Genomic DNA, 22162 nt, shown 5'->3' on the forward strand with positions numbered 1-22162 from the left:
CCCCTGTTCGTCCGCGCTAAGCCATTGTTTCACGTGAAACATTTTTGCGCCTTCAGGCGGCCTGAGCCGGCGGACGGCGGGGTTTGCGGGGCGCCCGGACCGGCGTGGCAGGCGCCGGTGGCGGCACGGCGACGCGCCCGTGAAACGCCGCCACCATGAGCGCGGCGGGGAGCGCGGCGTTCAGCACCTGGATCGCCACCAGCGGCACCAACCCTATGAAATCCCGCAGATAAGCCAGCAGCGAGCCCATCAGCACCGCATGCACCAGCAGGCCGGCGAGAAGAACCAATCCGATCGCCTTCACCCCCGCCCCATAACGCCGCACCGCCACCGCCAGTGCCCATAGGCAAAGCGGCAGGAACAGCACCACCGCGCTGAACAGCCCCGGATTATAGCGGCGCTCCAGAATGGCCGGGACGATGTGGGCAAAGGCATTCACCAGCGGCACGGCGAAAAAACTGAGCGCGATCAAGGGAAAGCGTCGCGCCGCCAAAGCGCTGGCAAAGCCCGCGACCCAGACCGCCGAGACATTCACGGCAGTGATGAAAGCCAGCGGCACCGGGCAGGAGACGGCATCGCCATAGCCCAGCGTCGCGCACAAAGTGCCGCGAAAGGCGTAAGGCGCACCCAGCAGGCTCACCCCGTGTTCCTCGAACTGGTGCAGCAGATAGGCCGTCACCGCGAGCCAGGTGAGCCATTGCAGATCATACCAGCGCGCGATCCGCCGGTCGGCCTGAAGACCGTCGCTGGCGGCAAGCAGAATCAGCAAGGCCCCGGCAGCGCCGAGGCCGATCCAGGGCCAGATGGTTGCGAACAGAGGCATGGGCGGGCAGCTTAGAGCGCGATCCACCCATATGGAACCACCCAGTGGTTCCATATGGGTGGTGAATCGCCCTCTAACTTATTGAATATGGGCGGATTCGGCTCTAGCGAGCAGAAAAGGCGTGTCCAGCCGAAGGCGCTGCAATGCACCGGGCACGCCGCCTTGGAGGGCGACCCATGAGCGATCCCGTGGCCGAGGAGCAGGTCTTCAACCAGCCGCCGCCGTTCGCGGACGTGAATCTGATCGCCGCCGACACTCCCCTGCGGGAGGCGGCGGGCCTTGCGGCGGGCGAACTTTTGCCGTTCGGCGCCGAATGGGGGGCCGAGGCGCGCCTTGCCCTTGGCCGGCACGCGAACGAGAATCCGCCGCGCCTGCGCACCCACGATCCCCAGGGGCGGCGGCTCGATCTCGTGGAATTCCATCCCGCCTATCACGCCCTGATGGGCCACAGCCATGCGGCGGGGCTCGCCCATTCCACATGGGCCGGCGGCAGCCATGTGGCGCGGGCGGCGCGCCTGTTCGTGATCGCGCAGGTGGAGGCCGGGCATGTGTGCCCGCTCACCATGACCCATGCCGCCCCGGCCGCGCTGGCCGCCGCGCCCACGCTTCTGGCCGAATGGCTGCCGCGCATCAATGCCGGGCCTTATGATTCGCGCTTCGTGCCGTTCTGGGAAAAGAGCAGCGTCACCCTCGGCATGGGCATGACCGAAAAGCAGGGCGGCACCGACGTGCGCGCCAATATCACCCGCGCCGAGGCGATCGGCGGTGATGACTATGAGATCACCGGCCACAAATGGTTCTTCTCGGCGCCCATGAGCGATGCGTTCCTGGTGCTGGCGCAGGCAAACGGCGGGCTGACCTGCTTCCTCGTGCCGCGCTTCCGCCCGGATGGCGCGGTGAACGCGCTGCACCTGCAACGGCTGAAGGACAAGCTCGGCAACCGTTCCAACGCCTCGTCCGAAGTGGAATTCGCCCGCGCCTTCGCCTGGCGGGTGGGCGCGGAAGGGCGCGGGGTGGCGACCATCATCGAGATGGTGCAATTGACGCGGCTCGACTGCGCCGTCTCCTCGGCCGGCCTGATGCGCATGGCGCTCGCGCTGGCGGTGCACCACGCGCGGCACCGCACGGTGTTCGGCAAACGCCTGATCGACCAGCCGGCCATGACCGCCGTTCTGGCGGACCTTGCCTTGGAGAGCGAGGCGGCGACCGCCCTCGCCTTCCGCCTCGCCCTGAGCTTCGACCGGGCGAAGGACGATCCGCTGGAGGCCGCCCGCGCGCGCCTGCTGACGCCGGCGGTGAAATTCAGCGTGTGCAAGGCGGCGCCGGGCTTCATCTATGAGGCGATGGAGGCGCTCGGCGGCAATGCCTATGTGGAGGAGAGCCCCCTGCCCCGGCTCTATCGCGAGGCGCCGGTGAATGCCATCTGGGAGGGCTCGGGCAATGTCATGGCGCTCGACCTGCTGCGCGCCGCCGCCCGGGACGCAGCCGCGACCCGCGCGGTGATTGCGGCGCTGGCGCAGGAGGCGCGCGAGGTGCCGGGAGCCCTTGAGGCCGCCCGAGACATCGCAGATTCCCTGACCGGCGACGATCTGGAAAGCCGCGCCCGGCACATCGCCGAGCGGCTCGCCGCCCTGGCCGCCGCGGCAGCGCTGGCCTCGTGCGCGCCGGGTCCGGTCGCCCATGCCTTTGGGACAACCCGGCTGATGCGCCCGCGCGCGCTGTTCGGCGCCAATCCCATCGCCGAACCCGCCTGGCTGCTGGATCGCGCCTTAACCGAACCGTGAGGGGAAACGGTATCGCGCCGCCACCTCAGCGCGGTTCCCATTGAAACCTCAGGCCGCCTTCGCTATAGGGCACTTCGACTATCCGAGGGGCCGCAGAGGCCAAGCCTCGGCCGTGGCCGCTTTGTCTCGCCCGCAGCGAGCAGGTCGTGCCCCGAGCGGCCGAGCCATAACAGAGGCGCACTCATGTCTTCGACGTTCGATACCGTCGCCAATATCATCGCCGAGACGTGCGACATTCCGCGCGACACCATCACGCCGGAAAGCCATGCCATCGACGATCTGGGTATCGACAGCCTGGACTTCCTCGACATCGCCTTCGCCATCGACAAAGCGTTCGGCATCAAGCTTCCGCTGGAACAGTGGACGCAGGAAGTGAACGACGGCAAAGCCACCACCGAGCAATATTTCGTGCTCAAGAACCTGTGCGCTCGCATCGACGATCTGGTCGCGGCGAAGACCGCCTGAGGTCGGACGGAGCGAATGCGTCCAGAAGTTTTCAAGATGGTGGACCGGGTCGTCGCGATCGATCCGGGCCTTGAGACCATTCATTGCGAAGGCCTTGTGCCGGAAGAAAGCTCCATCTTCGAGGGGCATTTTCCTGGCCATCCCCTGATGCCCGGCGTCCTGCTGATCGAGGCCATGGCCCAGACCACCGGCTGGCTGGTGCTCGCGCGCAACCGATTCGACAAGATGCCGTTCCTGGCCACCGTCAAGGAAGCCAAGCTGCGCACCTTCGTCGTGCCCGGGCAGAATCTGGACCTTTATTCCAAGATCCTGCACGAGGGCTCCGGCTTCGTGGTGGCGCAGACCCGCTGCACCTGCGAGGGCAAGCCGATCTGCAACGCCGAGCTGGTGTTTCGCGTCCTTCCCTGGCCCGAGGGCCGGATGAAGGACGTGGTGCTAAAAGTGGCCGAGCGGGTGGAATTCCCGATCGCGGACTATGTCGATGCCTGAGCAGAGCCCGAGCACCAAGCGCGACGTGTGGATCACCGGCATCGGCCTCGTTTCCTCGCTGGGCGAGGGGCCGCAGGCCAATTGGCAGGCGCTCGCCGCCGGCACCGCGCCGGTGACCGACGCCGAGCGCTTTGCGCCTTATGTGGTCCATCCCCTGGTCAAGGTGAATTACGACAGCCAGATCCCCAAGAAGGGCGATCAGCGGCAGATGGAGCCCTGGCAGCGCATCGGCACCTATGCCGCCGGGCTGGCGCTTGACAGCGCGGGCATCGCCAAGAATGCCGAGATCCTCGGCGAGACCGATATGATCGTCGCGGCCGGCGGCGGCGAGCGTGACTTCCTCGTCGATGCGGCGATTCTCAACGATATGCTGGTGTCCAACGATACCGGCCGCCTGCTGAACGAGCGCCTGCTGTCGGACCTGCGCCCGACCTTGTCGCTGGCGCAATTGTCCAATTTGCTGGCCGGCAACATCTCCATCGTGCATGGCGTCACTGGCTCCTCGCGCACCTTCATGGGCGAGGAAAGCGCGGGCGTGGATGCCACCCGCATCGCGTTCTCGCGCATCGCCGCCCGCCAGAGCGAGATCGCGCTGGTCGGCGGGGCCTATAATGCCGAGCGTGAGGACATGCTTCTCCTCTACGCGCTGAACGATTTCTGCATGAAGAACGGCTTCCGGCCGATCTTCGGCGCCGATGGCGCGCCGGGCATTCCCTCCGGCTCCATGGGCGCGTTTCTGGTGCTGGAATCGCCCGAGCACGCCACCGCGCGCGGCGCCAAGCCGCTGGCCAAACTCTCCGGCGTCTGGTCGGAACGGGCGCGGCGCGATGCGCCGGGTAGCGTCGCGGAAAAGGTGACGGCCCTGCTCGCCAAGGCCGGCACGACACCGGGCACCGCCGTATTCTCCGGCGCCACCGGCGCACGCGGCGCCACCGAGGCGGAAGCGCAGGCCCTGCGCGCGGCCGCCCTGCCGGTCCGTTCGCTCGCCAATCGCATCGGCCATGGCTTCGAGGCGCAATTCGCCGCCGGCCTTGCCCTCGCGGCGTTGGCGGTGAATGAGGGCACGCTGTTTCCCGCTTTGCCCGGCGATACGCTGGAAAACGGCAGCGGCGCCGTGTCCCGTGTGATCGTCACCGCCGTCGGCCATTGGCGCGGTGAAGGCGCAGGGCTGGTGGAACGGGTGGATTGAGCCTTATATCTCACGCATAAAGCGGGCGGGCATCGGGGCTGGCGAGGGGCGCGCCGGAAGGTCCCATGAAGTCCGTCCATGCGGGTGGAGGTGCGACGTCCCCCTCCCTCGCCGCCCCGCCGCCGTCCGTCACGGACACGGCCCCAGGACGTGCGGACGCTCACTCCGGTAGTGACGTCCTTGGAAGGAGGCGCCCGTGGCGCAGGCATATACGGACAAGTTCGGCCGCCCCATCGTGGTGGTGACCGGCATCGGCATCGTGACCTCGCTGGGCCAGGGCAAGGCGGACAATTGGCGCCGCCTGACCGCCGGAGAATCCGGCATCCACACCATCACCCGCTTTCCGCTGGAAGGCATGCGCACCACCATCGCCGGCACCGTGGACTTCCTGTTCGACGGCCGCGTTCCCGCGCCCGACCTGTCCCAGCGCCTCGCCACCCTGGCGGCGGAAGAAGCCATCGCGGAAGCCGGCATCGGCTCCAAGGGCAGCTTTCCAGGCCCGCTGTTCGCTGCCGTCCCGCCGGTCGAGCTGGAATGGCCGGAAAAGCGCGCGCTGGCCGAGGTCGTCCCCAACAAGCCCCTGGTCTATCACGATCTTCTCGACGCGGCGGAGACCGGCAAATTCTCCGCCTGGCACGAGCGCTTTCTGTTCGGCTCGGTGGCGGACCGGCTCGCCGACCATTTCGGCACCCAGGGCCAGCCGATTTCCCTCTCCACCGCCTGCGCCTCCGGCGGCACGGCGATCCAGCTTGGCGTCGAGGCGATCCGGCGCGGGGAATGCGATGTCGCGCTTTCGCTGGGCACCGACGGCTCGGTCCATCCCGAGGCGCTGATCCGCTTTTCCCTGCTCTCGGCGCTGACCACCGCCAACGACAAGCCCGGCGAGGCGGCGCGCCCGTTCGCCAAGAATCGCGACGGCTTCGTGATGGCGGAAGGCGCCGCCGCCCTGGTGCTGGAAAGCCTGGAGCATGCCACTGCCCGTGGCGCCAAGATCCTCGGCGTGCTGGAAGGCTGCGGGGAGATGTCCGACAATTTCCATCGCACCCGCTCCAGCCCGGACGGCAAGCCCATCATCGGCTGCATGATGAATGCGCTGAAGGATGCCGGCATCACCCCCGGCGACGTGGATTACATCAACGCCCACGGCACCTCGACGCCCGAGAATGACCGGATGGAATATGTCGGCATGAAAGCCGTGTTCGGCGAGGAGGCACTGGCTGGCATTCCCATCTCGTCCAACAAATCCATGATCGGCCACACGCTGACCGCCGCTGGCGCCATCGAGGCGGCGGTGTCGCTGCTGACCATCGCGAACGGACGCATTCCGCCGACCATCAACTATAACATCCCCGATCCGGCGATCCCGCTGGACGTGGTGCCGAACGTCGCGCGCGACGCCACGGTGAACCGCGTCATCTCCAATTCCTTTGGCTTCGGCGGGCAGAATGTGTGCCTGGTGCTGACGGGGGAGCCGGCGTGAGGCACGGCATCAGCCGCTGGCCGGCGCCGATTGGCATCGCAGGGCGCGGACATCCATGACCGCGCCCGAGAACAAGCGCGTCCTCGTCACCGGCGGCGGGCGCGGCCTCGGCTCGGCGATTGTGCGCGCGCTGGCGGCGGCCGGCTATGACGTGACCTTCACCTATCGCAGCGCCGGCCCCGAGGCCGAGGCGCTGCTTGCGGAGATCCGCGCCGCCCATCCCGACGCCACCATCGACGCTAAGGCGGTGGACCTCGCCGACCGCGCCGCCGTCGAGGCCCTGGCGCAGGAGATCGAGGCGGATGCCGCCTATTACGGCTTCTGCCACAATGCCGGGGCCTCCTACGACACGCTCGCGGTCATGGTGGACCAGGACAGGGCCGAGCAGGTGATGCAGGTCAATCACCATGCCTTCGTGCGCCTCACGCGCGCCCTGGTGCGCCCCATGATCCGCGCACGTGTGGGCAGGATCGTCGCCATCGGCTCGGTGGCGGCATTGCAGGCCAACCAGGGCAATGTCGCCTACGCCGCCTCCAAGGCCGCCCTGCTGGCCCATGTGAAGGGGCTTGCCGTGGAGAGCGCGAAGCGCGGCGTCACGGTGAATTATGTCGCCCCCGGCTTCATCGACACGGCTATGCTCGCCAAGTTCGCCGATTATCGCGACCGCATGGCGGCGCAGATCCCCGCCGGGCGTTTCGCACAGGTGGATGAGGTCGCCGCGCTGGTCGGATTTCTCTTCTCGCCGGGAGCAAGCTATATCACCGGGGCCGTGATCCCGGTGGATGGGGGCCTCTCGGCCCAGCTTGCGATCCACCGCTGACCTTCAGGACCAAAATGCGCGCCCTTCAGCTCGTCTCCGACCGCAATCTCCAGATCGTCGACATGCCCGAGCCCGACGCCCCCGGCGCAGGCGAAGTGCAGATCCGCGTCAAGGCGCTCGCCCTCAATCATATCGACGTGTGGGGCTGGCGCGGCATGGCGTTCGCCAAGCGCAAGATGCCGCTGGTGGTGGGCGCGGAAGCCGCCGGTGAAGTGGTGGCGCTGGGCGCCGACGTGCGCGGGCTGAAGGTGGGGCAGACGGTCGCCATGTACGGCGCCATGACCTGCGGCCATTGCAAGCAATGCCTCAAGGGCCGCGACAATCTGTGCGAAAGCGTCGGCGGCGTGCTGGGCTTCCACATCGACGGCTTTGCCCGCGACGTGATCAACATGCCCGAGCGGCTGGTGATTCCCGCCCCCGAGGGCGTCTCCTTCGAGGAGGCGGGCTGCGCCGGCATCACCTTCTCCACCGTCGAGCACATGCTGTTCGATAATGCCAAGCTGGAAGCGGGCGAGACCGTGCTGGTCCATGCCGGCGGGTCGGGCATCGGCTCCGCCGCCATCCGCCTCGCCAAGGATATCGGCGCCACCGTCATCACCACGGTGGGCGACGACGAGAAGATGGAGAAGGCCAAGGCGCTCGGGGCCGACCACGTGATCAATTACCGGGTCGACCGGTTCGAGCACGAGGTCCGCAAGATCACCAAGAAGGTGGGCGTGGACGTGGTGTTCGAGCATGTTGGCGCCGACACCTGGAACGCCTCGCTGCTGTCCATGAAGCCGGGCGCGCGGCTCGTCACCTGCGGCTCCACCTCCGGCGTCAGCGTGCAGATGAACCTGATGCAGCTGTTCCAGCGTCAGTACAAGATCTTCGGCTCGTTCGGCGCCACCATCCGCAATGTGGCGGACGGGCTGGAAAAGATGGGCCGGGGCGTGAAGCCGGTGATCGATACCGTGGTGCCGCTGGAGCGGTTCAACGAGGGCCTGGAGCGCTTGGAGAGCCGCAAGGTGTTCGGCAAGATCGTCGTGCGCTTCTAAGACCCTTGCGAGGAAACCGGCCGTGTCGCCGCTGAAGATCCTGTGGGGCCGTTTCATGCGGCGCATCCGCCGCGCGCTTGCCCCCATCGCCGAGAGCATCATCGTCGGCTTGGTGCGGGTGCTGGTGTGGTGGTCGCGCCTCTTTCCCATCTCCTGGTCCTCGGCGGTGGTGAGCACGCTCGCCCGCCTGCTGGGTCCGTTCTTCCTGGTGAGCCGGGTCGCGCGGCAAAACCTGCGCCGCGCCTTCCCGGAAAAGAGCGACGCCGAGATTCGGCGTATTCTTGATGGGGTGTGGGACAATCTCGGCCGCATGTCGGCGGAATTCGCCCATCTCGATCGGATCTGGGATTATGACCCGGTGCATCCCGGCAACGGGCGCATCGAAATCGTCGGCACCGAGGTGATGGCCCGCCTGCGGGACGACGGCAAGCCGGCGCTGTTCTTCACCGCCCACACCGGCAATTGGGAATTGAACGCCATCACCGGCGGCAAGCTGGGCGTGAAGGGCGGCGTGCTCTATCGCGCGCCCAACATCAAGAAGGCCGCCAAGCTGATCGAGGACATGCGGGCGGAGACCATGCCCGGCCTGATCCGCGCCAACCGCAATGCCGGCCGCCAAATGGCGCGGATGCTGGAAGAGGGCCAGCATATCGGCATGCTGGTGGATCAATATTGGGGCCAGGGCGTGGTGGTGGATTTCTTCGGCCGCCCCTGCCCCACCAATCCAACCTTGGCGCGGCTCGCCCGGCAGTTTGAATGCCCGGTGCACGGCATGCGCGTCATCCGCCTGCCGAAGGGGCGGTTCCGCATTGAGGTCACCGAAGAAGTCATCCTGCCGCGCGACGCGGACGGCCGCATCGACGTGCAGGGCGCCATGCAGGCGGTGACGGCGGTGATCGAGGATTGGGTCCGCGAATATCCCGGCCAATGGCTTTGGTTGCATCGCCGCTGGCGATAATGACCCGGCGAAACGCTTCCGGCAAAATCCCACGCTTGCCCCCCGACCCCTTATCCTATAAAGCCGCGCTTTCCTTTTTTCGGGGATGAACGATATGGGTTCGCGGCCGGTGGCCGTCATCATGGGCAGCCAGTCGGACTGGGAAACCATGCGGCACGCTGCGGAAACGCTCGCAGCACTCGAGATCGGCAACGATGTGCGCATCGTCTCCGCCCATCGCACGCCTGAGCGCATGTTCGCGTTCGCCAAGGGGGCGAAAGCGGAGGGCTTCAAGGTGATCATCGCGGGCGCCGGCGGCGCGGCGCATCTGCCCGGCATGGTGGCGGCCCTCACCCCGCTGCCGGTGTTCGGCGTGCCGGTGGAATCGAAAGCCATGTCCGGCCTGGACAGCCTCTATTCCATCGTCCAGATGCCGGCGGGCGTCCCCGTGGGCACGCTCGCCATCGGCAAGGCCGGGGCCACCAACGCCGCTTTGCTCGCCGCCGCCGTGCTGGCGCTCGGCGACGAGGCGCTGGCCGCGCGGCTCGATGCCTATCGCGCCGAACGCACGGCAGCTGTCACGGAACGGCCGGTCTGATCCATGCTGAAGCCCGGTTCCACCATCGGCATCCTCGGCGGGGGGCAGCTCGGCCGCATGATCGCCCTTTCGGCGGCCCAGCTCGGCCTGAAGACCCATATTCTGTGTCCGGACCAGGACAGCCCCGCCTTCCAGGTGGCCGGCGGCCACATCTGCGCCGCCTATGACGACGAGGCCGCCCTCGCCGCGCTGGCGCAGGTGAGCGATGTCGTCACGTATGAATTCGAGAATGTGCCCCTGGCCACGGCGCAGTTCCTGGAAAGGCACGTGCCCGTGCGGCCGGGGGCGAAGGCGCTTGAGATCACCCAGGACCGCTTGCTGGAGAAGAGCTTCGTGCGCGGCCTCGGGATCGAGACCGCACCGTTCGCCGCCGTGGACGATTTGGCCGGCCTGGAAGCCGCGGTTGCCACCATCGGCCTGCCCGCGGTGCTGAAAACCCGCCGCTTCGGCTATGACGGCAAGGGGCAGGTGACGCTCCGCCCCGGCGACGACCTTGGCGCCGCCTGGCAGGCCATTGGGGCACAGAGCGCGATCCTGGAAGGCTTCGTCACGTTCGAGCGCGAGGTTTCCGTGATCGCGGCGCGGTGCATGGACGATGCATTCACGGCCTATGACGTGACCGAGAACGTGCACCGCGACCATATCCTGCACACCTCCACCGTGCCGGCCGCCGTATCGCGGCAGGCATCGGACCGCGCGCACGCCATCGCCTGCAAGATCGCCGGCGCGCTCTCCTATGTGGGCGTGTTCGCGGTGGAATTGTTCATCAGCTCCGTCGCCTCGGGGGAGCGGGTGATCGTCAACGAAATCGCCCCGCGCGTGCACAATTCCGGGCATTGGACGCAGGACGGCGCCGTCACCAGCCAGTTCGAGCAGCATGTCCGCGCCATCGCCGGCTGGCCGCTGGGCGATGCGTCCCGCCTCGGTGCGGTGCAGATGATCAACCTCATCGGGTCGGATGCCCACGATTGGGCGAAGATCCTGGCCGAGCCGGGCGCCCATCTGCATCTCTACGGCAAGGACGAGGCCCGTGCCGGCCGCAAGATGGGCCACGTGAACCGCCTGCGGCTCGACGGCCGCGTCTCGCCCACCTCGACCTGCTGAGACTGGCGGCGGCCTGCACGAACAACCCCACCTGGCAGCCGGCGAGCCGGCAGCCAGCCCCCTCGCCTTCCCGCGCCCCGGGCGCCGGGCGCCGGATATTCCGAGGCTGATCGCGGTGGCGGGTCGCTACGGCATCACCGCACTACCTCAATGATGCAGTCATTCAGGATCTGTATCCATTCATTTTGGCGCGACCTTCGGGAGAGGGATCAGCTTTCCCTCTTCCGCCTTGTAGAAATATTGGCTCGCCACCAGCCATCCCTTCAGCGGCCGCAGGGGCGGAATGCAGGTGAGCAGAAGCAGGGGAAGCGTCGTCACCAGATGCACCCAATACGGCGCCTGATGCGCCACTTCCAGCCAGATGGCGAACAGGGTCGAGGGCAGGCAGCCGAAGCAAATGACAAAGAAGGCCGGGCCGTCCGCCGGATCGGCGAAGGAATAGTCGAGGCCGCACACTTCGCACTTCGGCGCGAGGGTGAGAAACCCATTGAACAGATGCCCCTGCCCGCAGCGCGGACAGCGCCCGCGCAAGCCGGTTTCCAAGGGGGATAGGGCGGGCCAGGAGGGAGCGGCCATGAGCATATCCAGTCACGTGCATTATTTGACTGCATATAATATACATTCAATTTAGTCGGGCAATGAGGGCCAATGTCGCAGGGCTGACGCCGGGCAAGCCCCAATCTAGGCGCGCTTGCGCGAGCGCTCGGCGCTGACGTTGCGTGCGATGTGGGCGGCCAGATAATCCGCCGCCTGAAGCAGGCCGGGCTGGCGCTCCCAGAGGATGAGGTCCACCGAGGGCAGCGTCGGCAGCCCATCCGCCGCGCCGAGGCGCACCAGCCCGGTGGAGCGCACCGAATCGGCCAGCACGATGATGGCGGCATCCGCCAATGCCATGGCCTGGAGGCCGGCAATGCTTTCCGAGACACAGGCGATGCGCCAGGGCCGTGCCTGCTCGTTCAGTCCCGCAAGGGCATAATCGCGATAGAGATTGCCGTCCGGCAACATGGCGAGCGGCAGCGGATCTTCGAGATGCGCCGTCCCGTCGGCGGCGCCGAGCCAGACCAGCGGCTCCGCCCGCAGAACCGTGCCGCGCCCCACCTTCGGCGCCACGCCGGGCATGCGGGTTGCGATGGCGATATCGATCAGCCCGTCAGTCATGTCCTGCGCCAATTGCCGCGACAGCGCGCAGCGCACCGTCACCTCCACGCCCGGATAGCTGGCACGGAAGCTGGCGAGGGTCTCGGGCAGGAGGAAGGCGGCATAGAGGTCGGGACAGCCGAGCGTTACTCGCCCCTCGATCTCCTCGGCCGCGAGGCGCAGGCAGGCCTCCTCATGCATACGCAGCACGGTGCGCGCATAGGGCAGCAGCATCTCGCCATGGCGCGACAGCCGCAGGTGCCGCAAATCCGGCTCGAACAAGGGGCGGCCGGCCGCCTCCTCGAGCCGTTTCACCTGGAGGCTGATGGCGGGTTGGGTGCGGTTCAGCTTGCGGGCGACACGGGTCACGCTCTGCTCCTGAACGAGCATCACGAAGGTGCGCAACAAGGTGATTTCGAGGGGACGGGCCATTTCTCCTGATAAATATTATTTTGCTTTTCGCAAAGCAATATAAATTTGATTACTTGATTCAACCAGGATTTAATTTGATACGACTTCATCAATATTGACTACCTCATAGGCAACTGCGCAAAATTTGATCTGAATCAAACGCGGATGTGCGACCAAAAAAGGCAATCGACAAGCGGCGAGATGATAATTAATAAAATCAATGGACATAGGGGATATTTGCATGTCGGGTGCGTTTCTGGAGGTCTCCGGGCTGGTGAAGCATTATGGCGGCGTGGCGGCCCTGGACGGGTGCAGCCTGTCGCTTCGCAAGGGCGAGGTCACCGGCCTGATCGGACCCAACGGCGCGGGCAAGACGACCTTGCTCAATGCGCTCACGGGGCTCGCCAAGCCCGAGGCTGGCACGGTCACCTTCAACGGCGTCGATGTCACCGGCCTGCCCGCCCATCGCATGGCGGCGCTCGGCGTCGTGCGCAGTTTCCAGATCGTGCGCGAGCTCTCCAGCCTTACCGTGTTTGAAAACCTGCTGCTCGCCCCACCCCACCAGATCGGCGAGCGGCTTTTGGGCGCCGTGATCTCGCGCCGCAAATGGTGGGCGCAGGAGCATGTGAACGCCGCGAAGGCCCGCACCCTGCTGGAACGTGTGGGCCTGTGGAAGCTGGCGGATCAATCCTCCGCCGCGCTTTCCGGCGGCCAGAAGAAGCTGCTGGAGGTCGCCCGCGCGCTGCTGCTGGAACCCCGCCTCCTCCTGCTGGACGAACCCGGCGCCGGCGTCTCCCCACCGCTGCGCGAAGAGATCATCCGCCTGGTGCGCGAACTGAAGGCCGAGGGCCTGTCGTTCGGCATCGTCGAGCACGACATGCACCTCGTCGGCGAAGTCTGCGACCATGTCCATGTGCTGGCCGAAGGGCGGACGCTGGTCTCCGGCACCTTCGCCGAGGCCACGTCCGATCCCCGCGTCGTGGAAGCCTATCTGGGGCTCGCGGCATGATCGAAAACCACGAAATGGACGCCCTGCGGGTGCAGGGGCTGCGCGCCGGCTACGGCCGCGGCGGCGATATCGTATGCGGCATAGATTTCGCGCAGCGGGCGGAATCCATCATCGCCGTGATCGGCCCCAACGGCTCGGGAAAATCCAGCTTCATCAAGACCATCGCCGGTCTTTTGCCGGCCCGCGCCGGATCCGTCTCGGTGACAGGAAGCGATGTCACCGCCCTTTCCCCAGCGCGCCGCGTCTTCGCCGGCCTCGCCTATGTGCCCCAGGAGGCCAATGTCTTTCGCAGCCTCAGCATCCGCGAGAATCTCAAGCTCGCCACGGAATTCCTGCGCGGCCGCCCAGGCATTGGGCGCGAGCAGGAGGAACGGGTGCTGAGCCTGTTTCCCGAGATCGCCGCACGGCCCCGCACGCTGGCCGGCAACCTCTCCGGCGGCCAGCGACAGATGCTGGCCTTCGCCTGCGCCCTGCTCGCCAATCCGGAAGTGCTGCTGCTGGATGAACCCTCTGCGGGCCTGTCGCCGAAAATCGTCGGCCAGACCATGGAGGCCATCACCCGCGTGCGCGAATCCGGTGTCACCATCCTATTAGTGGAGCAGAATGTCTCCGCCGCCCTGAAGATCGCGGAGGAAGTGGTGGTGCTGGTGGCGGGACGCCTCAGCCTACGGGCGCCGGCGGCGGATGTATCGACGGCCGATCTCGCCGGCCTGTTCTTCGGAAAGGCGGCCTGACATGGCGCAGCTTTTCCTGAACGGCCTGGTGACGGGCCTGCTCCTCGCCCTGCCCGCGCTCGCCCTGACGCTGGTGTTCGGCATCCTGAAATTCGCCAATTTCGCGGTCGGCGCCCTGCTCACCTTCGGGGCCTATGCCGGCTTCGTCGCCAATGTGCAGTTCGGCTGGCCGCTGCCGCTCGCCGCTGCCTTTGCCGCTTTGTGCGTGGCGCTCGCTTCGATCATCGCGGATGCCCTTGTGTTCGAGCGGCTGCGCGAACGCGGATCCATCACTTTGCTGGTCGCCTCCATGGGGGTTTCGCTGGTGGTGGAGAACATTTGCCGCTTCTTCTTCGGCAATGCCGCCCGTAGCTTCGATGTGACTCTCGCGCGGCCGATCCGCTGGCAGGGGCTGCGCATCAACCACGAGCAGATCGTAACCGCGAGCGTGGTGATCGTGGCGCTTCTGCTCGTGCATCTGCTGCTGACCGCCTCGCCCCTCGGCCGCGCCATGCGGGCGGTGGCCGACAATCCCGCCCTCGCCGCCGTGCGCGGCGTGGAACGGCGCACCGTCGCGCGCATCGCCTGGGCGCTGACCGGTGCCCTGCTTGGCGTCGCCGGGGTGCTGGCCGGGCTCGATCGCGCCATCGATCCGCTGATGGGCTGGAACTACCAGATCCCGATTTTCGCCGCCGCGATCCTGGGCGGCCTCGGCAGCCCGCTGGGCGCGGTGGCGGGGGCGCTGATGATCGGCATCGCGGAAGAGATGTCGGCCCTGATCCTGCCCACCAATTACCGGCAGGCGGTGAGCTTCACCGTGATCCTCCTGCTGCTCCTGTTCCGCACCAACGGCCTGTTCGGCGCAAAGGCGGTGCGCAAATGAGCGCCTATCTCGTCACGCTCATCATCCTGGTCAGCGTTGCCGCTCTGGTCGGCCTTGCCTTGAACCTGCAATGGGGCCTCGCCGGCCTGGTGAACTTCGGCGTCTCCGGCTTCGTGGCGCTGGGCGCCTATGGGGTTGCGATCACTGCGCCCCATATCGGCTGGCTGCCGGCGCTGATCTTTTCTGCCGTGCTTTGCGCCGCCGTCAGCATGGCGCTGGCCTTGCTCTCGATCCGGCTGGAGGAGAATTATCTCGCCATCGTCACCATCGGCTTCGGCGAGATCGTGCGCATCCTGCTGCTGAACGAAGGCTGGCTCACCGGCGGCGCGCTGGGCATCGCCGACATTCCGCGCCCGTTCGCCGCCATAACGCCGCCGGGCGGAGGGGACGGGGTGATCCTCGCCTTCGCCATCGGGCTCGTGGCCGTGGTGTTCGTGCTGCTGGAACTGCTGGTGCGCTCGCCCTTCGGCCGCGTCCTGCGGGCGGTGCGGGACGATGCCACTGTGGCGTCCGCGCTGGGCAAGCCGGTGCTGGCCCTGCGGGTGCGGGCGTTCGCCGTGGGCGGCGCGGTCATGGGCCTCGCCGGAGCGCTGCACGCCTTCTACCTGACCTATATCGACCCGAGCCAGTTCACCCCCATCATCACCGCCTATGCCTTCATGGCGGTGATCGCGGGCGGACGCGGCTCCAATCTCGGCCTCCTGTTCGGCGCCGGCTCGATCATGGCGCTGCTGGAAGCGACGCGCTTCCTTAAGGATCTCGTGCCGTCCATCGACGGCGCGCAATTGTCGGCGCTGCGGCTCGGCATGATCGGCATCGGCATCGTGCTGCTGCTGATCCTGCGCCCGCAGGGCCTCGTGGCGGAACCGCGCCGGCGCGCGACCGAATTCTTTCCCGACGCGAAGGGAGAAGGCTGATGCCTCGCGTAACCCCACTGCCCCCCACGGCCCTGCCGCCCGAAATCGCGCAGGTGTACGAGCAATTCGCCGGCGGCTATGCCGATTTCGCCGATCAGGCGGCGGTGCTCGCCCACGTGCCGCCGGCGCTCGACCATATCTACCGCATGCTCATGGAATTGCGGGCGCGCGAGGCCGTGCCCTGGCGCTATATCGAGCTGGCAGTGGTGGTGGTCTCCAAGCTGAATGCCTGCCCCTATTGCGTCTCGCATCACGCCCCCCTGCTCGCCGTGGAGGGAATTCCCGCCGACGCGATCGAGAAGCTTCCCGATGCCGAGCATGAGGCCTTCGACGAGGTCGATCGCCTGGTCATCGATTATGCGCGGCTGGTGACCGAACGCGCCTGGGGCATCCGCTCGGGCGTGTTCACCCAATTGCGCGCGCATTTTTCCGAAGCGCAGATCGTCGAGCTGACGTTCCGCATCGCGCTCTGCGGCTTCTTCAACCGGTTCAACGATGCCTTGCAGATCGACGATGGCGTCGCCGAAACCTTGCTCAACCTTCATCCAAAAGAAGAACCAGCCACCTCAGGAGAACAGCCATGAGCCAGTCGACGCGTCTTACCCGCCGCCAGGTCGTTGCCGGCCTCGGCGCCCTCCCCTTCGTCGTCGCCGCGATGCCGGCGTTCGCCCAGGCCGCCGAAATTCCGCTCGGCATGGTGCTGCCGTTCTCGGGCGCCACCGGCCCCTATGGGCCGGACATGAAGAAAGCGGCCGAACTGGTTCTTGGGCAGGTCAATGAGGCCGGCGGCATCCTCGGTGGGCGCAAGCTCAAGCTCTTCATCGAGGATTCCGAGACCAATCCCACCGTCGGCGTCACCGCCACCAAGAAGCTGTTGGAAGTCAACAAGGTGGAACTGGTGGGCGGGTTCTGGGGCAGCCCGATCGCGCTGGCCGCCAAGCCCATCATCCTGGCCGCCAACAAGGTTCAGATGGTCTCCTGCTCGGCCAATTCGGTGACCGACGGCGACACCAAGGGCCTCGTGTGGCGCTTCCAGGCCAAGAGCACCTCCTGGGGCCCGGCCGGCGCCAAGGTGATGAATTCCATCGGCGCCAAGAAGGTGGTGGTGCTGGCGCAGCAGAATCCGTTCGTGGTGGCGATGATCGAGCCCTTCAAGGCGGAGATGGCCAAGCTCGGCGGCACGGTGCTGGACGTGGTGATGTACAATCCCGACCAGCCCTCCTATCGCGCCGAGGTGGAAAAAGCCTTCGGCGGCGATCCCGACGGCGTGTTCTGCCTGTCCCTGCTGACCGATTTCACCTCCATCGCCAAGGAAGTCTATCGCGGCGGCTTCAAGTCCAAGATCGTGGCGCTGTCCATCGGCGCCGATGCGGAAGGCAAGTTCCTACAGGCGGTCGGCCCGGAAGTGGCCGAGGGGATCTATCATCTCCAGCCCGCCCCGCCGCTCGATACCCCGTCCTACAAGAAGTTCGTGAAGGAGATGGGCGCCCCGGCCGGCACCGTGTTCCTGTTCGCCGGCAATGCCCACGACCAGATCAGCGTCGCCGCGCTCGCCATGGAGCATGCGAAATCCTCCGATGCGTTGACCTGGGCAAAATCGATCCCCGAGGTCTGCAACCCGCCTGGCGAGGAAGTGGACGATGTGGTGAAGGGGCTCGAACTGATCCGCGCCGGCAAGAAGATCAAGTTCGTCGGCGCCGGCGCAAGCTGCGATTTCGACGCCAGGGGCGATCAGATCAACCGCTCGTTCCTGGTTCAGGTCGTCAAGGGCGGCAAGAACACCATCGTCGGCGTGATCTCCTGATCCGCTAGCTTTTTTTCAAGCCCGAACACCAGCAGCGCGCGGAGAGCCTCCGCGCGCAACGAGAACGCGTGCCTTAAAGGCCGCTCGGAGACGCATCATGACACAGCCCAAGCCCATGCATCTGTGCGGCTTCCTCATTGCCGGCCCGGTGGTGCACAGCCATGCCATCTGGCGCAATCCGGCGCACGAGACCGCTTTCCTCAGCCTCGAGCATTATGCCCATATCGCTCGAACCCTGGAGCGCGGGAAGTTCGACTTCCTGTTCTTCGCCGACCGCCTCGCCGTTGCCGACCGCTATGGCGAGAGCCTGGAGACCGGGATCCGGCTCGGCGATCAGGATGCGACCCGCATGGATCCGCTGCCGGTGCTCGGCGCCATGGCAGCGGTGACGCGCAACATCGGCCTCGGGGCGACGCGCTCCACCACCTATGACGCGCCCTATAACATCGCCCGCGAATTCGCGACGCTGGATCATCTCTCCGGCGGGCGGGTGGCCTGGAACGTCGTCACCTCCATGAACGATGGCGAGGCGCTGAACTTCGGCTCGGTGCCGCACCTCGGCCATGACGAGCGCTACGACCGCGCGGACGAATTCATGGAAGTCGCTTTCAAGCTCTGGGACAGCTGGGAGGAAGGCGCGCTGGTGCTCGACCGCGCCAACGGCATTTATGCCGACCCCGACAAGGTCCATTACGTGAACCATCAGGGGAAATGGTTCCAGTCGCGCGGGCCGCTGAACATTCCACGCAGCCCGCAGGGCCGGCCGGTGATCATCCAAGCGGGATCGTCGGGCCGGGGCAAGGCGTTCGCGGCGCGCTGGTCGGAGGTGATTTTCGCCCTTCAGCCGAACCGGGAACGCATGGGCGTCTTCACGCGGGACGTGCGCGCCGCCCTGGAAGCGGCCGGCCGCGCGCCGGACGCCAGCAAGGTGCTGATGGCGGTGATGCCCTTCATCGGCCGCACCCGGGCCGAGGCGGAGGAGAAGCGCGACTTGCATGATTCCCTGATCGATCCGCGCGTCGGCCTCTCCACGCTCGCCGCCCATGCCAATGCGGATTTCTCCAGCCTGTCGCTGGATGCGCGGGTGGATGAGATCGCGGTCTCCGGCAGCCAGGGCAATTTCGCCGCGCTCCGCAGCATCGCCCCCGACGGATCTATGACCATTGCCGAGGCGGGGCGCGTCTATGGGCGCGGCGTCATGTGCCCGCGCATCGTCGGCACGGCGCAGGATGTGGCGGACGAATTGGCGGGCATCGTCGATGCCGGCCTTGCCGACGGCTTCGTGATCTCGCCCGCCTTTCTGCCGGATACGTTCGATGACTTCGTCGACGAAGTCGTCCCGCTGTTGCAGGCCCGCGGCGCCCTGCGGCGCGAGTATCCCAGCGGAACCTTGCGCGACATGCTGGGCGCGTAGCGCGCCCGGCACGGCTACACCCAGTCCGGCGGCAGGTCGGGGCGGAAGGAGAGCGGGTGCGGGGCGTCGCGATAGGTGACGCCCGGCAGGATGCACAGCATCTCGAACAGCAGGTTCGCCCCGATCAGCGCCGTGTTGCCCGTGGTGTCGTAAGGCGGGGAGACCTCCACCAGGTCGAAGCCGACGATGTCGAGCCCGTGCAGGCCTCGGATCAGTTCCAGCGCCTGGGGCAAGGTGAGGCCCGCCGGCTCGATGGTTCCCGTACCCGGCGCGATGGAGGGGTCGAGGCTGTCGATATCGAACGAGATGTAGGTGGGCCGCCCCATGAAGCGGGTACGGATCTCGCGCGCCAGATCGGCGAGCGAGCGATGCCAGCAGCGCTCCGCCGGCACCACCCATACGCCGAGGCCGCGCTGCCAGTCGAAATCATCCGCCGCATAGCCCGAGCCGCGCAGCCCCACCTGGACCATGAAGCGGGGATCGACCAACCCCTCTTCCAGCGCCCGCCGCATGGGCGTGCCGTGGGCGATGCGCTCGCCGAACATGGTGTCGTTCACGTCCGCATGGGCATCCACATGCACCAGCGCCACCGGACCGTGAGTTTTGGCCGCCGCCCGCAGGATCGGCAGCGTCATGGTGTGGTCGCCGCCCAGCGCCATCGGCCGGCAGCCGCTCGCGAAGATGCCGGCGAAATGCGCCTCGATGAGATCCACCGAACGTTCCAGGCTGTAGGGATTGGTCGCGACGTCGCCGAGATCCGCGATCGCGAGGCTGTCGAACGGCGCGGCGCGCGTCGCCACATTGTACGGGCGCACGAACACCGATTCGGTGCGGATCTGGCGCGGCCCGAAGCGGGTGCCGGCGCGGTTCGAGGTACCAACATCCAGCGGCACGCCGATGAAACCGGCGTCGAGTTGCGCGGGATCGGCGATGTGCGGCAGGCGCATCATGGTCGCGATGCCGCCGAAGCGGGGCATGTCGTTTCCGCTGAGCGGCAGATGGCGGGTGCGGTCGGTCATGGGGAATCCGTAAGCAAGACAAGTCTCAGCCTAGGATGCCGCATGCGTCGCACCAAGAGCGCAGGGGCCAGCCGGACCCGCAGGTGCGGATCAGGCGACGCGTTTCCGACGCGCGGCGCCGCGTATCATTTCATCCAGCCGGGAAATATCGCGCCCAGCCCGCCCGCGATCATTTCCATGGCGATAGCGGCCAGGATGATGCCCATCAAGCGCTTGGAGATGGAGAGCGCGGTCGGCGTGAGCCGCGAGCCGAGCCATGGCGTGATGGCCATCGCGCCGGCGAAAAAGATCAGATAGCCGATCAGGCCGATATAGAAGGCGGCGATGTCGCTGGGCTCCTGCGCGGACTGGGCGAAAATGATGATCGTCGCCATGGCACCGGGCCCGAGCGCGATCGGCAGGCCGAGCGGATAGACGCCCGCATTCTCAACCGACTTGAAATGCTCCTGCTCCTCCTCGGCACCATGGTGCGAAGGATGATCGTCGCCGCTAAGCATCGAGAGGGCGATCAGCAGCACGATCAATCCGCCGGCGAGGCGGAAATGCGACACGCTGATGCCGAACAGCCCCAGGAGCGCATGCCCGGCGAGCGCGCAGACCAGCGCGCCGATGCTCACTGTCGCGATCATGGCGATCAAGGTGCTGCGCCGCGTGGCGGGCGTGGCATCGGCCGTCAGCGCCAGGAAAATCGGCGCAATGCTGAGCGGACCCATGATGGCAAACAGGGCCGCAAACAGTTTTGCGGACAATGAGAAATCGATCATTCCGGCGCCCCTTAACCTATCCCACCTAACGGAAAGGGTGTGCCCCATTTTCATGCGTTTCGATACCGATACCTTTCCCGCAGGCACCTCCGGCGCTGTCTCTTTTGCGAGGGGCAATCCCCCGAAAAACCGCATCCGCGCCGCAGACGCCGCCCGTCGGCTCCGCCAAGCGGAACCACGGCCCCGTCGGGCATGTGGGCTCTGTTCGGTGCCACGGACTAATGATCCCATCATCCGCTCAATCGACAGACCCATTCGCCGGCACGAACCTTGCTCTGCCAAATGCGACACGCCCGGCGCCGCGCGCGGTCATCCTCAATTGCCCACCAGATGCGCTTGACTCACCTGCGACATCATGTTCCAAATTAGTTGACCACTTCGCTAGTCGACTAGCACGCTACGCACTCAGGAAAATCGTAGGCATTCAAGCGGGTTATGCCTGCCGCCATGCGACAGCTGATGGCGCAAAGGCGGGCTTGACGGTGCCAGGGCTGGAGGAAGCGGCGGCGGCAGGCGCCACCCGCGGGGACCGCGCGGAATCGGGCGAGAACAAGAAGAGAGTAGAAAATGCTCAATATCGACGAGGCGAATGCCGCTTTCGTGACCTATCGCGAGATCAAGAGGCGCATCGTGGATCTGTATTATGGGGTTGGCGAGCGACTTTCCGAGGCGCGCCTTGCGGAAGATCTGGGCGTCGGCCGCTCGCCCATCCGCACCGCTTTGTCACGTCTGAAGTCGGAGGGGTGGATCGCCATCTCCCCGCAGAGCGGCACCTATATAAAGGCGCTCACCCCGCGCGAAATCCGCGAGGTGACGGAACTGCGCATGCTGCTGGAGATGCACGCCGCCGGCGCGGCCGCGGCCCGCATGTCCGCGCCCATGCTGAAGACGCTGCGGGCCGACTTCCGCGCCAAGGCACCGCGCATCGCCAAGGGCGACGCCGATGCCTTCATCGCCCTCGACAATCGCCTGCATGCCGCCATCTATGACGCCGCCGACAATTCCCTGGTGCGCCAGACCCTGCTGGACCTGCGCGACAAGGTGCAATGGATCCGCCGCGTGTGCGCGGTCTCCCAGGAGCGCGTGCAGGACGGTTTCGCGGAACTGGAAGGCATCCTCGCGGCCCTCGAGCGGCGCGACGCCGACTGCGCCGCCAAGGCCATGCGCGACCATGTGAAGAGCGCCGCGGCCTTCTGCGAGCGGCTCGAGGAAATCGCCATTCTTCAGCAGCGGACGCCCTGACGGCGCCCGCCTTCGTCACCCTCACCCGCATCCCCGGCCAGGAGCGCGTCTCTTAAGTCGTTTCAAAGTTCGCCCGAGAATTGCGCAAAAAGCGCGACCGGGCATCCAGAGGAGTACGGATCA

The 22162-nt window shown here is 66.6% G+C and carries 23 protein-coding genes; 18 read left to right on the forward strand and 5 right to left on the reverse strand.

What is annotated here, in order from left to right; translation table 11 throughout:
* Positions 1-52: 52 nt before the first annotated feature.
* The gene (locus tag V5G24_RS15125; RefSeq protein WP_394081528.1) at positions 53-823 is read right to left on the reverse strand and encodes an HXXEE domain-containing protein; all 771 of its coding nucleotides are present in this window, start codon (positions 821-823) and stop codon (positions 53-55) included.
* A 176-nt stretch (positions 824-999) separates the two neighbouring features.
* Here V5G24_RS15125 and V5G24_RS15130 point away from each other — a divergent pair, with 176 nt between their 5' ends.
* The 10 genes from V5G24_RS15130 (at position 1000) to V5G24_RS15175 (ending at position 10726) form a co-directional block, all read left to right on the forward strand.
* The gene (locus V5G24_RS15130) at positions 1000-2607 is read left to right on the forward strand and encodes an acyl-CoA dehydrogenase family protein (protein WP_394081526.1); all 1608 of its coding nucleotides are present in this window, start codon (positions 1000-1002) and stop codon (positions 2605-2607) included.
* A 183-nt stretch (positions 2608-2790) separates the two neighbouring features.
* Entirely contained in the window at positions 2791-3072 is a 282-nt protein-coding gene (locus V5G24_RS15135) for an acyl carrier protein (protein ID WP_348844761.1), read from the forward strand.
* 15 nt (positions 3073-3087) lie between these two features.
* Entirely contained in the window at positions 3088-3561 is a 474-nt protein-coding gene (locus V5G24_RS15140; RefSeq protein ID WP_394065889.1) for a 3-hydroxyacyl-ACP dehydratase FabZ family protein, read from the forward strand.
* Complete coding sequence (locus V5G24_RS15145) at positions 3554-4750, forward strand: beta-ketoacyl-ACP synthase (RefSeq protein ID WP_394081524.1); 1197 nt, start codon at positions 3554-3556, stop codon at positions 4748-4750. The genes V5G24_RS15140 and V5G24_RS15145 overlap by 8 nt, the downstream gene beginning before the upstream one ends.
* 196 nt (positions 4751-4946) lie before the next feature.
* Positions 4947-6230 (forward strand): beta-ketoacyl-ACP synthase, encoded by a 1284-nt coding sequence (locus V5G24_RS15150; RefSeq protein WP_394081522.1) that lies wholly within the window; start codon positions 4947-4949, stop codon positions 6228-6230.
* A 55-nt stretch (positions 6231-6285) separates the two neighbouring features.
* Entirely contained in the window at positions 6286-7050 is a 765-nt protein-coding gene (locus V5G24_RS15155; protein WP_394081520.1) for an SDR family oxidoreductase, read from the forward strand.
* Positions 7051-7064: 14 nt separating this feature from the next.
* Positions 7065-8087: a zinc-binding dehydrogenase gene (locus V5G24_RS15160; protein ID WP_394081518.1), complete on the forward strand. Its 1023-nt coding sequence runs from the start codon at positions 7065-7067 to the stop codon at positions 8085-8087.
* A 55-nt stretch (positions 8088-8142) separates the two neighbouring features.
* The gene (locus V5G24_RS15165) at positions 8143-9045 is read left to right on the forward strand and encodes a lipid A biosynthesis lauroyl acyltransferase (protein ID WP_394082098.1); all 903 of its coding nucleotides are present in this window, start codon (positions 8143-8145) and stop codon (positions 9043-9045) included.
* A gap of 94 nt (positions 9046-9139) precedes the next feature.
* Entirely contained in the window at positions 9140-9622 is a 483-nt protein-coding gene (purE, locus tag V5G24_RS15170) for a 5-(carboxyamino)imidazole ribonucleotide mutase (protein ID WP_394081516.1), read from the forward strand.
* A gap of 3 nt (positions 9623-9625) precedes the next feature.
* Positions 9626-10726, forward strand: coding sequence for a 5-(carboxyamino)imidazole ribonucleotide synthase (locus tag V5G24_RS15175; protein WP_394081514.1), 1101 nt, complete (start codon positions 9626-9628; stop codon positions 10724-10726).
* A gap of 180 nt (positions 10727-10906) precedes the next feature.
* Here the strand turns inward: V5G24_RS15175 and V5G24_RS15180 are convergent, their stop codons facing one another.
* Together V5G24_RS15180 and V5G24_RS15185 are read right to left on the reverse strand one after the other, a co-directional pair.
* Entirely contained in the window at positions 10907-11302 is a 396-nt protein-coding gene (locus V5G24_RS15180) for a DUF983 domain-containing protein (protein WP_394081512.1), read from the reverse strand.
* A 105-nt stretch (positions 11303-11407) separates the two neighbouring features.
* Positions 11408-12295, reverse strand: a complete 888-nt coding sequence (locus V5G24_RS15185; RefSeq protein ID WP_394081510.1) for a LysR substrate-binding domain-containing protein — start codon at positions 12293-12295, stop codon at positions 11408-11410.
* A gap of 220 nt (positions 12296-12515) precedes the next feature.
* On the opposite strand from V5G24_RS15185, the gene V5G24_RS15190 reads away from it, so the two are divergent.
* The 7 genes from V5G24_RS15190 (at position 12516) to V5G24_RS15220 (ending at position 19014) form a co-directional block, all read left to right on the forward strand.
* Positions 12516-13283 (forward strand): ABC transporter ATP-binding protein, encoded by a 768-nt coding sequence (locus V5G24_RS15190; RefSeq protein ID WP_394081508.1) that lies wholly within the window; start codon positions 12516-12518, stop codon positions 13281-13283.
* Positions 13280-14017 (forward strand): branched-chain amino acid ABC transporter ATP-binding protein, encoded by a 738-nt coding sequence (locus V5G24_RS15195; RefSeq protein WP_394081506.1) that lies wholly within the window; start codon positions 13280-13282, stop codon positions 14015-14017. Before V5G24_RS15190 ends, V5G24_RS15195 begins: the two co-directional genes overlap by 4 nt.
* 1 nt (position 14018) lies before the next feature.
* On the forward strand, positions 14019-14879 hold the full coding sequence (locus V5G24_RS15200) for a branched-chain amino acid ABC transporter permease (RefSeq protein WP_394081505.1): 861 nt from the start codon (positions 14019-14021) through the stop codon (positions 14877-14879).
* On the forward strand, positions 14876-15796 hold the full coding sequence (locus tag V5G24_RS15205; RefSeq protein ID WP_394081503.1) for a branched-chain amino acid ABC transporter permease: 921 nt from the start codon (positions 14876-14878) through the stop codon (positions 15794-15796). Before V5G24_RS15200 ends, V5G24_RS15205 begins: the two co-directional genes overlap by 4 nt.
* Complete coding sequence (locus V5G24_RS15210) at positions 15796-16380, forward strand: carboxymuconolactone decarboxylase family protein (RefSeq protein ID WP_394081501.1); 585 nt, start codon at positions 15796-15798, stop codon at positions 16378-16380. Before V5G24_RS15205 ends, V5G24_RS15210 begins: the two co-directional genes overlap by 1 nt.
* A complete protein-coding gene (locus V5G24_RS15215; protein WP_394081499.1) occupies positions 16377-17600 on the forward strand; it encodes an ABC transporter substrate-binding protein in 1224 nt (407 codons plus the stop codon). The genes V5G24_RS15210 and V5G24_RS15215 overlap by 4 nt, the downstream gene beginning before the upstream one ends.
* A 97-nt stretch (positions 17601-17697) precedes the next feature.
* Entirely contained in the window at positions 17698-19014 is a 1317-nt protein-coding gene (locus V5G24_RS15220; RefSeq protein ID WP_394081497.1) for an LLM class flavin-dependent oxidoreductase, read from the forward strand.
* A gap of 14 nt (positions 19015-19028) precedes the next feature.
* Here V5G24_RS15220 and speB read toward each other — a convergent pair whose 3' ends face one another.
* Both speB and V5G24_RS15230 read right to left on the reverse strand, forming a co-directional pair.
* On the reverse strand, positions 19029-20033 hold the full coding sequence (speB, locus tag V5G24_RS15225) for an agmatinase (protein ID WP_394081495.1): 1005 nt from the start codon (positions 20031-20033) through the stop codon (positions 19029-19031).
* Positions 20034-20158: 125 nt separating this feature from the next.
* Positions 20159-21052 carry a MarC family protein gene (locus V5G24_RS15230; RefSeq protein ID WP_394081493.1) on the reverse strand — a complete coding sequence of 298 codons (894 nt, stop codon included), beginning with the start codon at positions 21050-21052 and terminating at the stop codon, positions 20159-20161.
* Positions 21053-21364: 312 nt separating this feature from the next.
* Between V5G24_RS15230 and V5G24_RS15235 the strand changes: the two genes are divergently transcribed.
* A complete protein-coding gene (locus V5G24_RS15235; protein ID WP_394081491.1) occupies positions 21365-22039 on the forward strand; it encodes a GntR family transcriptional regulator in 675 nt (224 codons plus the stop codon).
* The last annotated feature ends 123 nt before the right edge of the window (positions 22040-22162 follow it).

Source organism: Roseixanthobacter finlandensis (assembly GCF_043195105.2).
GTDB lineage: Bacteria > Pseudomonadota > Alphaproteobacteria > Rhizobiales > Xanthobacteraceae > NCEH01.